At 67.1% G+C, this 16,644-nt stretch carries 17 protein-coding genes; 7 read left to right on the plus strand and 10 right to left on the minus strand.

The features are described 5' to 3' along the window. Window positions 1-101 precede the first annotated feature (101 nt). Genes epmA through ligA form a run of 3 tightly spaced genes read right to left on the minus strand, consistent with a single transcriptional unit; the run spans window position 102 to window position 4,061 of the window. Entirely contained in the window at window positions 102-1,058 is a 957-nt protein-coding gene (gene epmA / locus CKW06_RS15320; protein WP_024957226.1) for an EF-P lysine aminoacylase EpmA, read from the minus strand. Next, on the minus strand, window positions 1,055-1,540 hold the full coding sequence (locus CKW06_RS15325) for a GNAT family N-acetyltransferase (RefSeq protein ID WP_024957227.1): 486 nt from the start codon (window positions 1,538-1,540) through the stop codon (window positions 1,055-1,057). The genes epmA and CKW06_RS15325 overlap by 4 nt, the downstream gene beginning before the upstream one ends. A gap of 49 nt (window positions 1,541-1,589) precedes the next feature. Beyond that, a complete protein-coding gene (gene ligA, locus CKW06_RS15330) occupies window positions 1,590-4,061 on the minus strand; it encodes an NAD-dependent DNA ligase LigA (RefSeq protein ID WP_024957228.1) in 2,472 nt (823 codons plus the stop codon). Window positions 4,062-4,309: 248 nt separating this feature from the next. Between ligA and CKW06_RS15335 the strand changes: the two genes are divergently transcribed. Next, window positions 4,310-5,434 carry a pyridoxal phosphate-dependent aminotransferase gene (locus CKW06_RS15335; RefSeq protein ID WP_024957229.1) on the plus strand — a complete coding sequence of 375 codons (1,125 nt, stop codon included), beginning with the start codon at window positions 4,310-4,312 and terminating at the stop codon, window positions 5,432-5,434. 114 nt (window positions 5,435-5,548) lie between these two features. On the opposite strand, the gene zipA is transcribed toward CKW06_RS15335, so the two are convergent. From zipA to CKW06_RS15370, 7 genes are all read right to left on the minus strand, one after another. After that, the gene (gene zipA, locus CKW06_RS15340) at window positions 5,549-6,289 is read right to left on the minus strand and encodes a cell division protein ZipA (protein ID WP_024957230.1); all 741 of its coding nucleotides are present in this window, start codon (window positions 6,287-6,289) and stop codon (window positions 5,549-5,551) included. A 46-nt stretch (window positions 6,290-6,335) separates the two neighbouring features. Then, on the minus strand, window positions 6,336-9,839 hold the full coding sequence (gene smc / locus CKW06_RS15345; RefSeq protein ID WP_024957231.1) for a chromosome segregation protein SMC: 3,504 nt from the start codon (window positions 9,837-9,839) through the stop codon (window positions 6,336-6,338). Window positions 9,840-10,097: 258 nt separating this feature from the next. Then, a complete protein-coding gene (gene rplI / locus CKW06_RS15350) occupies window positions 10,098-10,547 on the minus strand; it encodes a 50S ribosomal protein L9 (RefSeq protein ID WP_005410227.1) in 450 nt (149 codons plus the stop codon). Window positions 10,548-10,651: 104 nt separating this feature from the next. Further along, window positions 10,652-10,882 (minus strand): 30S ribosomal protein S18, encoded by a 231-nt coding sequence (gene rpsR / locus CKW06_RS15355; RefSeq protein WP_002804494.1) that lies wholly within the window; start codon window positions 10,880-10,882, stop codon window positions 10,652-10,654. An 11-nt stretch (window positions 10,883-10,893) separates the two neighbouring features. After that, window positions 10,894-11,331, minus strand: a complete 438-nt coding sequence (gene rpsF / locus CKW06_RS15360; RefSeq protein WP_005410228.1) for a 30S ribosomal protein S6 — start codon at window positions 11,329-11,331, stop codon at window positions 10,894-10,896. Between the two features lie 229 nt (window positions 11,332-11,560). Then, window positions 11,561-12,103: a CbrC family protein gene (locus CKW06_RS15365; RefSeq protein ID WP_024957232.1), complete on the minus strand. Its 543-nt coding sequence runs from the start codon at window positions 12,101-12,103 to the stop codon at window positions 11,561-11,563. A 66-nt stretch (window positions 12,104-12,169) separates the two neighbouring features. Then, window positions 12,170-12,508, minus strand: coding sequence for a HesB/IscA family protein (locus tag CKW06_RS15370; RefSeq protein ID WP_005410230.1), 339 nt, complete (start codon window positions 12,506-12,508; stop codon window positions 12,170-12,172). 128 nt (window positions 12,509-12,636) lie between these two features. Here CKW06_RS15370 and asnS point away from each other — a divergent pair, with 128 nt between their 5' ends. The 6 genes from asnS (at window position 12,637) to CKW06_RS15400 (ending at window position 16,608) form a co-directional block, all read left to right on the plus strand. Beyond that, window positions 12,637-14,031 carry an asparagine--tRNA ligase gene (asnS, locus tag CKW06_RS15375; RefSeq protein WP_005410231.1) on the plus strand — a complete coding sequence of 465 codons (1,395 nt, stop codon included), beginning with the start codon at window positions 12,637-12,639 and terminating at the stop codon, window positions 14,029-14,031. 30 nt (window positions 14,032-14,061) lie between these two features. After that, window positions 14,062-14,361, plus strand: a complete 300-nt coding sequence (locus CKW06_RS15380) for a hypothetical protein (protein ID WP_005410232.1) — start codon at window positions 14,062-14,064, stop codon at window positions 14,359-14,361. Window positions 14,362-14,368: 7 nt separating this feature from the next. Beyond that, on the plus strand, window positions 14,369-14,683 hold the full coding sequence (locus CKW06_RS15385; protein ID WP_005410233.1) for a hypothetical protein: 315 nt from the start codon (window positions 14,369-14,371) through the stop codon (window positions 14,681-14,683). Window positions 14,684-14,690: 7 nt separating this feature from the next. Beyond that, window positions 14,691-15,329, plus strand: coding sequence for an FMN-binding negative transcriptional regulator (locus tag CKW06_RS15390; protein ID WP_024957233.1), 639 nt, complete (start codon window positions 14,691-14,693; stop codon window positions 15,327-15,329). A gap of 74 nt (window positions 15,330-15,403) precedes the next feature. After that, window positions 15,404-16,066, plus strand: a complete 663-nt coding sequence (can, locus tag CKW06_RS15395) for a carbonate dehydratase (protein ID WP_005413910.1) — start codon at window positions 15,404-15,406, stop codon at window positions 16,064-16,066. A gap of 20 nt (window positions 16,067-16,086) precedes the next feature. Then, window positions 16,087-16,608: a 3-hydroxyanthranilate 3,4-dioxygenase gene (locus CKW06_RS15400; protein ID WP_005413911.1), complete on the plus strand. Its 522-nt coding sequence runs from the start codon at window positions 16,087-16,089 to the stop codon at window positions 16,606-16,608. The last annotated feature ends 36 nt before the right edge of the window (window positions 16,609-16,644 follow it).

Below are 16,644 nucleotides of genomic sequence, written 5' to 3' on the forward strand. Positions count from 1 at the left end.
TGTCCGGCATCTGCCGTGATAAGAGCATCATCCTGCTTACCGAAGCAAGCGCGGAATCGCGGAATTCCGTTCAGTCTTTGACGTTCAGGAACGCACGTCGCTCATGCGTGGGCAAAGTCGTAGGCCAGCACGTCGGCAATGCGCGGCGTGCGGTTCATCGCCATCAGGAGGCGATCGACCCCCACCGCCACGCCCGCGCACGCCGGCATCGATGGCAGCGCGGCCAGCAGCGCCTCGTCCAGCGCCGGCTGCACCTGGCCACGTTCATGTCGTCGCTGCAGGTCACGCTGGAAGCGCGCGCGCTGCTCGTGGGCGTCGTTCAGTTCGTGATAGCCGTTGGCCAGCTCCACCGCGCCCAGGTACAACTCGAAACGCTCGGCCAGGGGCGGTGTACCGGCACGGATGCGCGCAAGCGCCGCCTGGCTGGCCGGCCAGTCATGGACCACGGTCATCACTGTGTCATCAAACTGCGGCTGGATGCGATGGGTCATCAACAGGTCCAGCCAGTCATCGCGGGTCAAACCGACCGGATCGATGTGCACATCACCCAGCGCGGCCCGCAATGCAGCCTCATCGGCCTTGAACGGGTCAACGCCCACACGCTGCTGGAACAGCTCGCGGTAGCTCAGCACGCGCAGGGTCGCACTGCGCCCGACCAGCGCCAGCGCCTGGCCGACCAGCTCGGCGGTCTCCTGCACCAGGCGATGATGATCCCAGCCAACCCGGTACCACTCCAGCATGGTGAATTCCGGGTTGTGGCGGCCGCCCGCCTCGCCATTGCGGAACACCCGGCCCAGTTCGTAACAGTCACCCACGCCCGCCGCCAACAGGCGCTTGAGCGGATACTCCGGCGAGGTGCGCAGCCAGCGACGGCGTCCGCCGGCATCGACATGGCCGGTGAAATCGGTATGGAAGCTGTCGATGTTCGGCTCGGTGTTGCCGGCCACCGACAGGATCGGCGTTTCCACTTCCAGCACATCACGTTCGGCGAAGAAGCGGCGGACCAGCGCATTGAGCGCGGCGCGCTGCTGCAGCGCGCGCAGCAGGGCCTCGCTCACAGGATGCCCTCCGGGCGCGGGTGGTCCAGCGGCAGGGTCAGCAGATCGCGGGTGTCATCGATGTAACCGCTCGCCAGATAGAGGCGACGGGCCAGCTCGTTGTGGTGGTTCACTTCCAGGCGCAGGCGGCTTACGCCGCGGCCCCGTGCCCGCTGTTCGCAGATGGCCAGCGCCTGCTTGCCGCGGCCACGACCGCGCGCACGGTGGGCCAGGTACAGCTCGTCCAGCAGCATGAAGTGGCCGCCCTGTTCCAGGCTGAAGCCCATCGCGATCACTGCGTAACCGACCACCTCGCCCGCCTCGTCCAGCCACAACAGCACTTCGCCGTTGCGTGGGTCGGCCAGCAGCGCATCCACGCCGCGACGCACGCGCGCGTCGTCGAAGTCGATCCTGTCTTCGGCATAGAACTCGCGCATCAACGCGATCAACAGTTCTTCGTCGGCACGGGTGGCCAGGCGGAAATCCAGAGGGGCAGTCTGCATCGGTGTTCCTTTGTGCTTCATGCCGGGTGCCGGGCACCCGGCGGCGTCATCATTCGTGTTCGGCAAGATAGGCCAGCAGGCGGTCCTCATCCCACACCGGCACGCCCAGCGACTGTGCCTTGTCCAGCTTGGAGCCGGCCTCGGTACCGGCCACCACGAAGCTGGTCTTCTTCGACACACTGCCGGAGACCTTGGCACCCAGCGCTTCCAGGCGTTCCTTGGCGGCATCGCGGGTGAGCTGGGCCAGGGTGCCGGTCAGCACCACGGTCTGCCCATCCAGCGGACCCGCCACGATCTCGGCCAGCGCCGGCGCCTTGGCCAGGATCTCCCGCATCGCGTTCTCGGCGGCCAACAGCATCGCACCGTGGCCATCAGCGTCCAGCCATTCGGCCAGACCGCGCGCGGTGTCATCGGGCAGACCGGCGTTGACGAACTGGCCATGCTCGGCGTCGAGCACCGCCTGTGCGCCGGGAAGCGCAGCCACCAGCTTTTCGGCGCGCAGACGGGTGATGCCGGGGATCTCCGACTCGACCAGCAACTGCGCCAGATCCAGCCCTTCGCGCAGCTTGGCACTGGGCGCATGCACGTCGCTGATGCGCACCTGGCCGACCTGCAGCAGGTCATCGATGGCCTGCTGGTTGCCCTGCTGCTCGAAGAAGTGGCCAAGCGAACGCGCCACTTCGCCACCGATGTCCGGCACACGCTTGAACAGCGGCCACGGCAGGTGACGGATCAGCTCCAGGTCACCGAACCACTGCGCCAGCGCCTTGGCGGTACTTTCGCCCACGTGCTCGATGCCGAGCGCGAACAGCAGGCGCTCCAGCGTGGCCGCACGACTGGCGTCGATCGCTGCGATCAGGTTGTCGGCCCACTTGGTGGCGATCTTCTTCGTGTTCCATTCGAAGCTGGCCGGCTGCGCCAGCGCCTGCGCGCGCCAGCCCGGATCGTTGCCGTCCAGCTTGAGCACTGCATTGAGCACCGCACCACTGCCCTCGGCGGGAAGGTGCAGCTTCAGCGCCGCTGCCAGCGCCGACGGCTCCTCGGCGTCCAGCACCAGCTTCAGGTGCAGCAGCGTATCGCGGCTGAGCCGGTACAGGTCGGCCACGCTCTTGACGATGCCCGCGTCGACCAGGGTTTCGATGTACTTGTCGCCGAGACCGTCGATGTCCATGGCGCGGCGCGAGGCGAAATGGGCAATGGCTTCCTTGCGCTGCGCCGGGCAGGACAGTTCGCCCGAACAACGCCACGCCGCCGCCCCCTCCTCACGCACGATCTCCGAGCCGCACACCGGGCAGCGCGTCGGCATCTGCCACGGCGTGGTGCCCTGCGGGCGGCGGTCGAGAATGACGCTGACCACCTCGGGAATCACGTCGCCAGCGCGGCGCACGATCACGCTGTCGCCAACGCGCACATCGAGGCGCGCGATCTGGTCGGCATTGTGCAACGTGGCGTTGGACACGATCACGCCAGCCACAGCCACCGGCGCCAGTCGCGCGACCGGCGTGGCAGCACCGGTGCGGCCGATCTGGATCTCGATCGCCTCCACCGTGGTGCTCTGTTCCTGCGCGGGGAACTTGTGCGCGATGGCCCATCGCGGCGCACGGGAGACGAAGCCCATCGCCTGCTGACCCTCACGGTCATCCAGCTTGTAGACCACGCCATCGATATCAAACGGCAGGCCGTCGCGGCGTTCACCGATAGTGCGGTAGTAACCGAGCAGGCCGTCGGTGCCCTCCACCACTTTGCACAGCTCACTGACCGGGAAGCCCCAGGCGCCGAGCTGGGCCAGGGTGCCCGAATGGGTGTCCGGCAGCTCGCCGCCCTGCACTTCGCCGGTGCCGTAGGCGAAGAAACTCAGCCTGCGCTGCGCACTGATCTTCGGGTCGAGCTGGCGCAGCGAACCGGCCGCCGCGTTGCGCGGATTGGCCAGCACCTTGCCGCCCTGCAGGCGCGCACGTTCGTTGTAGGCCTCGAAGTCGGCGCGGGCCATGTAGACCTCGCCGCGCACCTCCAGCACATCCGGCCAGTCCTTGCCGTGCAGGCGCTTGGGAATGTCACCGATTTCGCGCAGGTTGGCGGTCACGTCCTCGCCGGTACTGCCATCTCCACGGGTCGCGCCAAGCACGAAATGACCGTCCTCGTAGCGCAGGCTGATCGCCAGGCCGTCCATCTTCGGCTCGGCCGAGAACCGCAGGCTGCGGCGGCCCAGGCGCTCATCGATGCGGCGCACGAAATCGGCCACTTCCTCGTCGCTGAAGGCATTGGACAGCGACAACATCGGTACCGCGTGGCGCACTTCCGGGAAGCGGCCAGAGGGGCGCGCACCGACCTGCTGGGTCGGGCTGTCGGCACGGGCCAGTTCCGGGTGCTCGCGCTCCAGCGCTTCCAGCTCGCGCACCATCCGGTCGTAGTCGACGTCGGGGATCTCCGGCGCGTCCAGCTCGTGATAGGCGCGGTTGGCCTGGGCGATCTGCCGGCGAAGGTCTTCGGCGCGTTCGGCGGGGCTGGGGCTCATCGGGATCCGGTGGTTCTGGGATGGCCGGGGATTCTACCGCGCCCAGCCGTCAGGCCCTGTAACGCCTCCGCCTTTGCAGCGTCGAGCGTGCTCGACGGGCACTCCCCGCTCCGGCAGGTGCCAACCTTCTCCCTCGTTCCGGCAGGTGCCAACCTTGGTTGGCACATCTGCATGGCGCGACGCCACAAAAAGCAGCTTGCCGCCCACCCTCGCCGGCGCTAGCGTGCGACGGTCTGCCCTTCGGAATCCTGCCCGTGACCCTGCCCGCTTCCCGTCGACGCTTCCTGCAACTGGCCGGAGCCGGCCTCGCCGTCGCCGGCAGCGGGCTGCCGCGGCCCGGCCATGCCCAACCCGCGACAGCCGTCGCCCCGGGCCCCGCCGAAGGTGCGGTGCTGCTGAATTTCAACGAATGCCCCTACGGCCCCTCGCCCGCAGCCCAGCAGGCGGCACGCGACAGCATCGCCGGTTGCGGCCGCTACCGTTTCGCACTGGCCGGTCAGGTGCGCGACGCCTTCATCGAACAGGGGCGCATTCCGGCCGATCACGTGCGGCTCTATCCGGGTTCCAGCGAACCGCTGAACCGTGCCGCCGTGCTGTGGACCCGCCCGCAGGCGGGACTGGTAGTCGCCGATCCGACCTTCGAGACGCTGGGCGAGGTCGCGGCCGCACACGGTGCGCACGTGCAGAAAGTGCCATTGCACGACGACGGCGCACATGACCTGCGCGCGATGGTGGCCGCCGCACACGCGCGCTCGACCGGCCTGCTGTATGTGTGCAACCCGAACAACCCGACCGGCTCGATCAGCCCGCCGGATGAGCTCGCCTGGCTGCTGGCCCACAAGCCTGCGTCCACCCGCGTACTGGTCGACGAGGCCTACCTGCAGTACAGCGAGCAGCCGAGCCTGATCGCGCAGGTGGCGCAGCGCGATGACCTGATCGTGTTGCGCACGTTCTCCAAGCTTTATGGCATGGCCGGCCTGCGCCTAGGCGTGGCGGCCGCGCATCCCGACCGCCTGCGCGAACTGGCCAGCCTGGGCGACAACCCGCTACCCGTGCCAGCACTGGCCGCGGCACTGGCCAGCCTGCAGGATCCTCAGTTGATCGCGCAGCGGCGCCTGCAGAATGCCAAGGTGCGGCAGGCCACCATCGCGTGGCTGGGCAAGCGTGGTTTCAGCTGCGTGCCGTCGGAAGCGAACTGCTTCGTGGTGGATGTGCAGCGCGACGGTGCCGCCTTTGCCAAGGCGATGGCAGACAACGGCGTGATCATCGGCCGCAGCTGGCCGATCTGGCCGCAGCGCGTGCGCGTGAGCGTCGGCACCGAGGACGAGATGGCCACGTTCCGCAGGGCATTTGCCAAGGTCGCCGGCGTACCGGCCTGACCCTGTTGGTGGGGGCGAGCCTTGGTTCGCCCCACGCATGGCGTGGATCTACTGTTGTGGGTGCCGACCGCTGGTCGGGGTGGGTGCCGACCGTTGGTCGGCACACCATGGCGCTCACCAGCGCGGGGTCTTGGTCAGCGGCGGCGCCTGGTGCTGGCGATCATAGGCACGCAGTTCGTCACGGATGTGCGCGATGCGCTGCCGGCCGAGAGCGTTGCGGCTGTCGTCCAGCACCACGCCGTCGAGCAGCTCGGCCATGCGCTGCACGGTGGGCAGCATCTTCTCCCAGGCATCCAGCGCGGTCAGCGGCCCCGGCAGGGTCAGGAAGAAGGCGATGGCCGGGGTCTCCATGGCGCGGATGTTGGCCATGTCGAAGCTGCCCGGCTTCATGATGCTGGCCATCGAGAAGATCGGGCCGCGCTCGGGGTGGCCTTCCACCAGGCGGTGGAACACGTTCATGTGGCCGAACACCAGGCCGGTCTTCTCCGCCGCCACCACGATGTCTTCGCCACGCAGCTGTTCGCCGGCGCGAGCGGCCACGAACAGCGACACGATCTTGTCGAAGTCCTGGGTGGCGCGCTTGCCAAGGTCGCTGGCCGCGCCGGCGTCGGTGTCGGCCAGGCCAAGCTCGGCCTGCTCGCCTTCCGAGCCCATGCCCGGCTCTACGCGGCCATCGGCCACAGTGACGCCATCATCGCCCAGCACCGGCTCGCGACGCTCGCCGCCGGTCGGTTCCGCGCTTTCCACGCGACGCCCCTGGGGCTTCTTCTTCGGACGGCCAAACAGGAAGATCGCAGCGATCAACAGCAGGCCGGCGGCCAGGATGCCGATGCGCAACAGTGCCGTGTCGGACATTCGATAGGTTCTCCGGCTAGTTCATTCAGGTAATTAGGATGGCACGTCAGGCCGCGCCCGCCAATCGTGCGGCTTCTTCCAGGTCCACGCTGACCAGCCGACTGACGCCCGGTTCGCGCATGGTCACGCCCGACAGCTGGTGCGCAGCCTCCATCGTCGCCTTGTTGTGGCTGACGAACAGGAACTGCACCTTCTCGCTCATTTCCTTGACCATGTTGGCCAGGCGACCGACGTTGGCTTCATCCAGCGGTGCGTCCACCTCGTCCAGCAGGCAGAACGGTGCCGGATTCAACTGGAAGATGGCGAACACCAGCGCTACTGCGGTCATCGCCTTTTCGCCGCCGGACAGCAGCGAGATGCTGGACACGCGCTTGCCCGGCGGGCGCGCCATGATGGTCACGCCGGTGTCGAGCAGGTCTTCACCGGTCAATTCCAGGTAGGCGTGGCCGCCACCGAACAGGCGCGGGTACAGCGCCTGCACGCCGGCGTTGACACGGTCGAAAGTGTCCTTGAAGCGGCCGCGGGTCTCGCGGTCGATCTTCCGGATGGCATCTTCCAGGGTTTCCAGCGCTGTGGTGAGGTCGGCGTGCTGCGAATCCAGGTAGTCCGAGCGCTGCGAGGCCTCGCCATACTCGTGAATAGCAGCCAGGTTGACCGGCTCCAGCCGGCGCATGCGGCCATCGATCTGGTGCACGGCCTGCTCCCAGTCGCCCAGGCGGGCGTCCTCGGGTAGCGCGTTGAGCACGTCCTGCAGCACGAAACCGGCCTTTTCAACCGCCGCCTGCAGGGTATCCGCGCTGAGCACCAGCGCCTGCTGGTCAAGCTTGCGCTGCGAAATACGCTCACGCTGGGCCAATGCCTGTTCGTCGCGCTGGTGGCGGGTCTGTTCGTAGTTGCGCAGCTCGGCGTCGATGCCGTCCAGCAGCGTGCGCGCCTCGGTCAGCACGCGATCAGCGCGCACGCGCTCTTCCAGCGCATTCTGGTGTTCGGCCTGCAGCGCTTCGACCGGCGAATCACCTTCGTCCAGCTGCGAATGCAGCTCGCCCAGCCGCGAATCCAGCTGCCCGCGCTGGGTGCCCATGCGCTCCAGCGCCTGGCTCAACGAGGCCAGCTGCGCACGCTGCGATTCCAGGGTCAGGGCCAGCGAGTGCGCGCGCTCGCGTACCGCACGGGCGGCGTCGCGAGCCAGGTCGCGCGCCTCGGTCAACTGGCGGCGCTCGCCCTCCAGCCGTTGCCGGGTCGATTCCAGGTCGCCCATGCTGCTGACCGCGTTCTCCAACCGCGAGCGCGCTTCACGCGCTTGTTCGTTGTTGGCTTCAATGGTTTCCTGCAGCTGCTTCAGCTCGCCTTCGATGCGATCGATGCGCGTGCGCGCTGCCTCCACCTTGCCCTGCTGGCCCTGCAGCTGGCCGGCCAGTTCGGACACCGCGCGATGGGCCTGGTACAGCGCACGCTGCGCGTCTTCGCGCTGCTGTTCGGCAGCCTGCAGCTGCTCTCGGAAGCCGGCCAGCTGTTCTTCCAGCTCGGCCTCGCGGTCCTGCAGCTGCTCGATCTGCTCACGCAGTTCCTGGATCTCACGTTCGCGCAGCAGCGCGCCCTGCGCGGCGGCACCGGAGCGCGATACACGCAGCCACCCCTGGCCCAGACGCTCGCCACTCTGGGTGATGATCGAATCGCCTTCCGGAAGGCTGGCCTGCAGCACCTTGGCCTCGGACAGATCCCTGGCACCGTGCAGGTGCGCCAGCAGGCGCCGGATCGCTGCCGGGCCACGCACGCGTGCAGCCAGCGAGGTCGGCGCGACCTTCAGGTCCGCGCCATCGTTGGCGACCAGCGCAATGTGGCCCTCGCCCAGTTCGCCCAGCGCGTCGACCAGGCTGGCCGGGTCATCGACCAGCACGCCTTCGATCAACTGGCCGAGCGCGCTTTCCACCGCGTTTTCCCAACCGGCATCGACATCCAGGCGTTCGCCGACACGCGCCGCCGAATCCAGCCCACGCGCCTTCAGCCAGGCCACGGCGGCGCCCTGCTCCTGGCCCAGCGCAGCCTGCTGCAGGGTTTCCAGCGAAGCCAGGCGACCGCGCAGGCCATTGGCCTGCTTGCGCAGTTCGGCCAGTTCGTTCTGGCCATTGCGCTGCTGTTCCTGCACCGCCGCCACGCCCTGCTTGCGCAGCTCAACGTCTTCGCTCAGTTCATCCAGCGCGGTCTTCTGCGTGTCGTGCTGCAGGTGCAGCTGCTCGAAGGCTTCTTCCAGCGCGTCCACGTCCAGCCCGGCGCGCTCGGCGGCCAGGGCTTCACGACGCCGGTCGGCATCGAGGATCTGCTTGTCCAGGTAGTCCACGCGCGTGCGCTCGACGTCGCCGGCGCGCGAGGCTTCCGAACTCTGCGAGGTGTGCTGTTCCCAGCGCTGCTGCCAGCTGGCCAGCCGGTCTTCAGCCTCGCGCAGGCTTTCCTGCTTTATCTCGTTTTCTTCCTGCAGTTCTTCCAGCTGCGGGGTGGCGGCCTCTACCGCCTCCCGCAGCACCCTCAGCTTGGCCTCGTCGCCACTGATGTGCTGCCCCAGTTCGGCCAGGGCCTGCTGGGTTTCGTCGCGCGCCTTGTGCAGGCGCTGCGACAGCTCGCGCTGGTGCTGGATCTGCTGCTCCAGGCGGGCCAGCGTGCTGCCGACCTGATAGACCGCCGCCTGCGCGGTGTTGAGCGCATCGGCGGCCTCTTCGCGACGCACTCGCGAGGTTTCGATTCGGGCCTCTGCGTCGCGCTGATCGGCGATCAGCTGCTGCAGCTTGGTCTCTTCCTGCGACAGGCCTTCGCGCAGCTTCGACAGGCGCCCATCGAGGCCACGGAATTCCAGCGCCTTCCACTCGGCATCCTTGATCCGGCGCTCTTCCTGCAGGGCCTGGTACTGCTCGGCCTGCTTGGCCTGGCGCTTGAGGTGTTCGAGCTGCTTGCTGATCTCGTCGCGCAGGTCACCCAGCCGGTCCAGGTTCTCACGGGTGTGGCGAATGCGGGTCTCGGTCTCCTTGCGGCGCTCCTTGTACTTGGAGATGCCGGCTGCCTCTTCCAGGTACACGCGCAGGTCTTCCGGGCGCGCCTCGATGATCTGGCTGATCATGCCCTGCTCGATGATCGAGTAGCTGCGCGGGCCCAGGCCGGTGCCGAGGAACAGATCGGTGATGTCGCGGCGACGGCACTTGGTGCCGTTGAGGTAATAGTTGCTGGTGCCGTCGCGGCTGACCGTGCGCTTGACCGAGATCTCGTTGAACGAGGCGTACTCGCCGGAAATCGTGTGGTCGGAGTTGTCGAAGATCAGCTCGACCGTGGCCTGCGACACCGGCTTGCGGGCATTGGACCCGGAGAAGATCACGTCGGTCAGCGAGTCGCCACGCAGGCGGCTGGCCGAACTCTCGCCCATGACCCAGCGCACGGCGTCGATGATGTTCGACTTGCCGCAGCCATTGGGCCCCACCACGCCGGTCATGTTGGTCGGCAGGTGCAGGGTGGTCGGATCGACGAACGACTTGAAGCCGGAGAGCTTGATCGTGGAAAGACGCATAGGGGTTCCGGACTGGGGCCGGCAAGCGGCCTGCGTTTACCCTCCAAGCCATTGATCCTGTTGGGATCGATGCCCGTGGAACGGGTGTGACGCCCTGAGTATACCGATGTGGACGTGTTCTACGAATGGGCGTGGAACATTGTCCACCCCCACCCCGTCGGACGGACCTGGCCCTACGCCGCGGAACGGCGCCAAAAACAAAACGGGCACCCTTGCGGGCGCCCGTTCTGCGGTGATGCCAGGCCTTGCGGCGTGGGATCAGGCTTCGGCGACGACGACGACCTTGACGGTGGTCTCGACGTCGGCGTGCAGGTGGACCAGCACGTCGTATTCGCCGATGTTGCGGAAGGCGCCTTCGCCCAGGATGACTTCGCTCTTTTCCAGCGGCAGGCCGGCGGCGGTGAAGGCCTCGGCGATGTCGCGCGGGCCAACCGAGCCGTACAGCTTGCCTTCGGTCGAAGCGTTGGCGGCGATGGTCACGCTCGCGCCTTCCAGCTTGGCCTTGCGGCCTTCGGCGTCAGCGTGGATGGCCTGGGCCTTGGCTTCGTATTCGGCGCGCTTGGCTTCGAACTCGGCCTTGTTGCTCTCGGTGGCCGGCACGGCCTTGCCCTGCGGCACGAGGAAGTTACGGCCGTAGCCCGGCTTCACGTCGACCAGGTCGCCCAGGTTGCCGAGGTTGGTGACTTTCTGCAGGAGGATCAGCTGCATGGTATTGCTCCAGATAAGTTATTCGTTAGCGAGGCGATGCCCCGCAACAAAGGCTGTCCGAATAGCTGGCACAGCGGGGGCGGCGCCGGGCCGCCCCGCTGGCATCAGACGTCGTGGTTGTCGGTGTACGGGATCAGGGCCAGGAAGCGAGCGCGCTTGACGGCGGTCGCCAGCTGGCGCTGGTACTTCGACTTGGTACCGGTGACGCGGCTCGGCACGATCTTGCCGTTCTCGGTCAGGTACTGGCGCAGGGTGTTGAGATCCTTGTAGTCGATCTCCTTCACACCTTCAGCAGTGAACTTGCAGAACTTGCGGCGACGGAAGAACTTGGACATGGGAAGGCTCCTTAGGCGGCGGAAGCGGCGTCGTCGCCGGCTTCGTTGTCAGCGGTGTTGTTGGACTCGCCTTCTTCGTCGTCACGACGACGGCGCTCACCGCGCTCCGGCTTGTCACCCTTCTCGTCCTTGCTCTTCATGATCAGCGACTGCTCGGTGTCAGCCTCGTCACGCTTGATGACCAGGTTGCGCAGCACGGCGTCGTTGAAGCGGAAGCTCTCGGTCAGTTCGTTCAGAACGGCCTGGTCGGCTTCGATGTTCATCAGCACGTAGTGGGCCTTCACCAGGTTCTGGATCGGGTACGCCAGCTGGCGGCGGCCCCAGTCTTCCAGACGGTGGATGGTGCCGTTGCCGTTCTCGACCAGCGACTTGTAGCGCTCGATCATGGCCGGGACCTGCTCGCTCTGGTCCGGGTGGACCATGAACACGATTTCGTAATGACGACTCATGTTTTTTCTACCTTTCGGATGTGGCCTTGCGGCCGGACAGCCCCCCGCCATTGATACCGCGGTGGGGCAAGGATTCCCGCCGGGAGGCAGGAAGCCGCGCATTATGGCGCAGATGGGGGTGCCGGGCAACCGGCGGGTCACAGGGCAACCTGAACCGGGGGCGCAGCCCCTATGCCGCCCCAGGCTGGCCGCTACCGGAGCCCCGCACAGCCCACGAATCCGCCTGGATTCACCCCAGGTCGACGTGAAGGCGATGCTGGCCGCATTCCAGGCACTGGAACAGGCAGCCGACCATCATCCCGTCCCGGCTCAGGTGCGCCAGCACCCAGTCGGCGTCGCGTGGATTGACCTCCGCCACATCGGGCCGGACCTGGTCGAGGATGGGCAGCAGATCGTCGCTGCCGGCGAAACCGAGGAAGGCGCAGGGCCGTTCACAATGGCTCAGCCAGACCGATTGCTGCCAGGACGGGTAGCCCGGGGTGCGCTCGCAGATCTCCAGCAGCAGCTCACGGGCGATGCTCGGCGGCGGGTTGGCCGGGTCTGGCGAGACCCCTTCGATATCACTCCAGCCGGTGAATTCACCCTCGTAGCTGGCCGCCGCCCTGCCGTCGGCGATACACCAAGGGCAAAGGTAATCCGGACGCAGACGGGCGTAGAACGGCCCGCGGTAGCGCAGTGTGCGCGGCTGGCCGCAGCAGTCACAGATTCCGTCGACCTCTTCGAAGGAGAGGGCGTAGGCGTTGGGGTGATAGGTAAAAGCCGGTCGTTCCATCCGTGGGGTCCCTGCCAGGCCCCGCGTGCCGACCAAGGTCGGCAGCTACCGGGACGCGCCGGGCCGTCAGGCCTTGTCGGCGTCGGTGGTAAAGCTCTCGCCGCAGCCACACTCGGCGGTGGCATTGGGGTTGCTGAACGTGAAGGTCTCGCTCAGGCCGTGCTTGCCGAAGTCGATCACGGTGCCGTCCACCAGCGCCAGGCTCTTGGCGTCGACATAGATCTTCACGCCGTCCTGCTCGAACACGGTATCGCCCTCGCGCTCGTCGCGTGCCAGGTCGGTGATGTGGCCCCAACCGGAGCAACCGGTCTTGGTCACGCCGAAACGCAGGCCCAGCGCACCGGGGGTCTGGGCGACAAAGCGCTGCACGCGCTCGAAGGCAATGGGGGTCAGGCTGACGGCCATGGGGCTACTCCAGAGGTACGGGGACATTATAAGGAGCCGTTGCCGCGAAAAATGCCTCGCAAGCAGAACGCTGCAACCGGTAAACTCCCGTGTTCACAGATCGAGTCGATCAGCAGAGGATTCAAGTCATGACGGTGGTCAGCGTTGAACATGCGCTTGCCGGGAAGATCCCGGAAGGCGGCGAAGTCACGGTACGCGGATGGGTGCGCACGGTGCGCGGTTCAGCGAATCTGGCCTTCGTGAATGTGAGCGACGGCTCCTGCTTCGCCCCGATCCAGGTCGTGGCCGGCGACAGCCTGGCCAACTTCGACGAGATCAAGCGCCTGACCAGCGGCTGCTCGGTCATCGCCACCGGCACCCTGGTGAAGTCGCAGGGCAAGGGCCAGTCGTTCGAGATCCAGGCCAGTGCAGTGGAAGTGGTCGGCTGGGTCGAAGACCCGCTCACCTACCCGATCCAGCCCAAGCCGATGTCGCCGGAGTTCCTGCGCGAAGTGGCGCACCTGCGCCCGCGCACCAACCTGTTCGGCGCGGTCACCCGCATCCGCAACTGCCTCGCCCAGGCCGTGCACCGTTTCTTCCACGAGAACGGCTTCAACTGGATCAGCACCCCGATCATCACCACCTCCGACGCCGAAGGCGCCGGCCAGATGTTCCGCGTGTCCACCCTGGACATGGTGAACCTGCCGCGCGATGAGAAGGGCGCGATCGATTTCAGCCGCGACTTCTTCGGCAAGGAAACCTTCCTGACCGTGTCCGGCCAGCTGAACGTCGAGGCCTACTGCCTGGCGCTGAGCAAGGTCTACACCTTCGGCCCGACCTTCCGCGCCGAGAACAGCCACACCACCCGCCACCTGGCGGAGTTCTGGATGATCGAGCCGGAAATCGCCTTCGCCGACCTGGCCGAAGACGCACGCCTGGCCGAAGAGTTCCTGAAGTACCTGTTCCGTGCGGTGCTGAACGAGCGCAGCGACGACCTGGCCTTCATCGCCGAGCGCGTGGACAAGAACGCGATCACCAAGCTGGAAGACTTCATCAACGCACCGTTCGAGCGCATCGACTACACCGACGCGGTCAGCCTGCTGCAGAAGTCCGGCAGGAAGTTCGACTTCCCGGTCGAATGGGGCCTGGACCTGCAGACCGAGCACGAGCGCTGGCTGACCGAGGAACACGTCGGCCGCCCGGTGGTGGTGACCAACTATCCGGAGCACATCAAGGCCTTCTACATGCGCCTGAACGACGACGGCAAGACCGTTGCCGCGATGGACGTGCTGGCCCCGGGCATCGGCGAGATCATCGGCGGCAGCCAGCGCGAAGAGCGCCTGGACGTGCTGGACGCGCGCATGGCCCAGTTCGGCCTGGATCGCGAGCACTACAGCTGGTACCGCGATTTCCGCCGCTATGGCTCGGTGCCGCACGCCGGCTTCGGCCTGGGCTTCGAGCGCCTCGTGGTGTACGTCTGCGGGCTGTCCAACATCCGCGATGCGATCCCCTACCCGCGCGCCCCGGGCAGCGCGGACTTCTAAGCCCCATACGACCACGGAGGTACTGCCCCCATGACCCTGTTCTTCGCCCTCTGTTTCGTCGGCGTTGCAGTGGCCGGGTTCAGTGCCTTCGTGATCTTCTGGCCGCTGACCCTGGTGCACGTGCGCGACCGCCATCCGGCGCTCGCCGCGCGCTTCGGCAGCGGCGCCTTCCTCAAGCCCGATGCCCTGGCCTGGCTGCTGCGCCGCGACTATCGGCAGCAACCGGACCGCTCGCTGTCCGGGCTGGCGACACCGGCCTGGGTATCGCTGCTGACCCTGCTGGCCGGACTGGGCATGGCCGCCCTGCTCTGGCTGGCCTCGCTCTGGTAATACGCTCATGAACGACATCACCGCCTCGCGCGACAGCTGGTGGCTGGCCAGCCTCGGCAACACCCTGATCTGGGCGCGCCTGCGCGTTCGCCCGGCCGGCACCGCCGAAGTGCTCGACAGCGATGGCAACACGCTGAGCTACGACAGCGAAGACACCGCCCGTTCGCAGCTGTTCGACGCCGAGTTCGTCGAGTACGACGGCCTGGACGAGGAGGACGCACTGGTGCGCGGCTTCAGCCTGCACGAAGTGCAGCCGCCGCAGGCCGACAGCGACGAGGGTCTGCGTGGCCGCATGGTCCAGTCGCTGGGCGGGCGCGCCTGACCCCTGCATGTTCACCCCGCGCGCCTTCGCCGAGACCGACCTGCTCTGGCTGGACCGCCTGCTGGCGCGCGACCCGTTCGTTACCGTGCTCACCCCCGGCAGCGATGGCCTGCCGGAGCTGACCCGGATGCCGGTGCTGTACCGGCGTGACGGCGACCAGATCGAACTGCGCGGCCACTGGGCCCGCGCCAACCCGCAGTCGCGCCACAGCGGCGCGGCCAAGGTACTGGTCGATGGCCCACACGGCTACGTGTCGGCCAGCTGGTATCCGGACAAGGAGCCCGCCGCGCGGGTACCCACCTGGAACTACGCCGCTGCCGAGCTGCGTGGCCAGCTGCAGACCTTCGACGACGCTGATGCGCTGGCCGAACTGGTCGGCGCGATCAGCGACCACTTCGAAGCCAGCGCCGGCCAGGCCTGGCGGTTCGATGCCACGCGCGCCGAACACGGCCCGGAGCTGCGCGCCATCGTCGGCTTCCGCTTCCAGGTGGAACACGTGCAGCTGAAGCTGAAACTCAGCCAGAACCATCCCGACGCCAACCAGCAGGCCGTGATCGCCGCACTGGACGCGCTCGCCTCCCCGTCCTCCCATGAGCTGGCGCAGTGGATGCGCTGGCACCGTGAACAGTCCGCCTCCAGCGGCTGATCACCCCAGCTTCCCGCGACGGCGCGACCAGAACGGCCGCGCCTTGCCCCCACCCGACGCCAGGGATACCGCACATGAAAGACATCCACCGCCTGCTGCAGAACAACCGCGACTGGGCCGACCGCATCGCCAAGGAAGACCCTGAGTTCTTCCAGCAGCTGTCCAAGCAGCAGCATCCGGAATACCTGTGGATCGGCTGCTCCGACTCGCGGGTGCCGGCCAACCAGATCATCGGCATGGCGCCGGGTGAAGTGTTCGTGCACCGCAACGTCGCCAACGTGGTCGCGCACACCGACCTGAACTGCCTGAGCGTGGTGCAGTACGCGGTGGACCAGTTGAAGGTGAAGCACATCCTGATCGTCGGCCACTACGGCTGCGGCGGCGTGCACGCCTGCCTGCACAATACCCGCGTCGGCCTGGCCGACAACTGGCTGCGCCATGTCGGCGACGTGGTGCAGAAGCACCAGGGCATCCTCGATGCGATCGAGGATGACGAGCTGAAGCATGCCCGCCTGTGCGAACTGAACGTGATCGAGCAGGTCGCCAACCTGTGCCGTTCGACCATCGTCGAGGACGCCTGGGCGCGCGGGCAGAAGCTGATGGTGCACGGCTGGGTCTACAGCCTGAAGAACGGCCGGGTCAGCGAAATGGGCATCGATGTCGGTGGACCGGAAGAGCTGAAGCCAGCCTATGAAAAGGCACTGTCCTACGTGCCCCGCCAGGGCCGGCGCGACTGACCTCACTACGGACCACGACCATGCTCGCCTCGCCGATCAACCTGCACGCCTGGATCGAAGAAAACCGCCACCTGCTGAAGCCGCCGGTGGGCAACAAGATGATCGACAACGGCGACTTCATCGTGATGGTCGTGGGCGGGCCGAATTCGCGCACCGACTATCACTACGACGAAGGCCCGGAGTGGTTCTACCAGCTCGAGGGCGAGATGGTGCTGAAGGTGCAGGAGGACGGCGCGGTGCGCGACATCCCGATCCGCGCCGGCGAGATCTTCCTGCTGCCGGCCAGGGTGCCGCACTCGCCGCGGCGCCCGCCCGGCGGCATCGGCCTAGTGGTCGAGCGCAAGCGCCTGCCGCACGAGAAGGACGGCGTGATCTGGCACTGCGAACGCTGCAACCACAAGCTGCACGAAGAGTTCTTCCCGCTGCAGAACATCGAGACCGACCTGCCCAAGGTGTTTGCGCGCTATCACGCCAGCCTGGAGCTGCGCACCTGCAGCCAGTGCGGGCATGTGGATCCGCTGCCGGTGCCGGCGGCGGGCTGACGCCCACACCGGTAGGCGCCCACCCTGGTGGGCGCA

Source organism: Stenotrophomonas maltophilia (assembly GCF_900186865.1).
In the GTDB taxonomy this organism is placed as follows: Bacteria; Pseudomonadota; Gammaproteobacteria; order Xanthomonadales; family Xanthomonadaceae; genus Stenotrophomonas; species Stenotrophomonas maltophilia.

Bases quoted from the DNA above. Each gene is read 5' to 3' on its own strand.
- CKW06_RS15325 (WP_024957227.1), bottom strand. From the start codon at position 1,540: ATGCAGACTGCCCCTCTGGATTTCCGCCTGGCCACCCGTGCCGACGAA.
- asnS (WP_005410231.1), top strand. From the start codon at position 12,637: ATGACGGTGGTCAGCGTTGAACATGCGCTTGCCGGGAAGATCCCGGAA.
- CKW06_RS15400 (WP_005413911.1), top strand. From the start codon at position 16,087: ATGCTCGCCTCGCCGATCAACCTGCACGCCTGGATCGAAGAAAACCGC.
- CKW06_RS15390 (WP_024957233.1), top strand. From the start codon at position 14,691: ATGTTCACCCCGCGCGCCTTCGCCGAGACCGACCTGCTCTGGCTGGAC.
- rpsF (WP_005410228.1), bottom strand. From the start codon at position 11,331: ATGAGTCGTCATTACGAAATCGTGTTCATGGTCCACCCGGACCAGAGC.
- rplI (WP_005410227.1), bottom strand. From the start codon at position 10,547: ATGCAGCTGATCCTCCTGCAGAAAGTCACCAACCTCGGCAACCTGGGC.
- zipA (WP_024957230.1), bottom strand. From the start codon at position 6,289: ATGTCCGACACGGCACTGTTGCGCATCGGCATCCTGGCCGCCGGCCTG.
- CKW06_RS15370 (WP_005410230.1), bottom strand. From the start codon at position 12,508: ATGGCCGTCAGCCTGACCCCCATTGCCTTCGAGCGCGTGCAGCGCTTT.
- CKW06_RS15380 (WP_005410232.1), top strand. From the start codon at position 14,062: ATGACCCTGTTCTTCGCCCTCTGTTTCGTCGGCGTTGCAGTGGCCGGG.
- can (WP_005413910.1), top strand. From the start codon at position 15,404: ATGAAAGACATCCACCGCCTGCTGCAGAACAACCGCGACTGGGCCGAC.
- CKW06_RS15385 (WP_005410233.1), top strand. From the start codon at position 14,369: ATGAACGACATCACCGCCTCGCGCGACAGCTGGTGGCTGGCCAGCCTC.
- rpsR (WP_002804494.1), bottom strand. From the start codon at position 10,882: ATGTCCAAGTTCTTCCGTCGCCGCAAGTTCTGCAAGTTCACTGCTGAA.
- CKW06_RS15365 (WP_024957232.1), bottom strand. From the start codon at position 12,103: ATGGAACGACCGGCTTTTACCTATCACCCCAACGCCTACGCCCTCTCC.
- smc (WP_024957231.1), bottom strand. From the start codon at position 9,839: ATGCGTCTTTCCACGATCAAGCTCTCCGGCTTCAAGTCGTTCGTCGAT.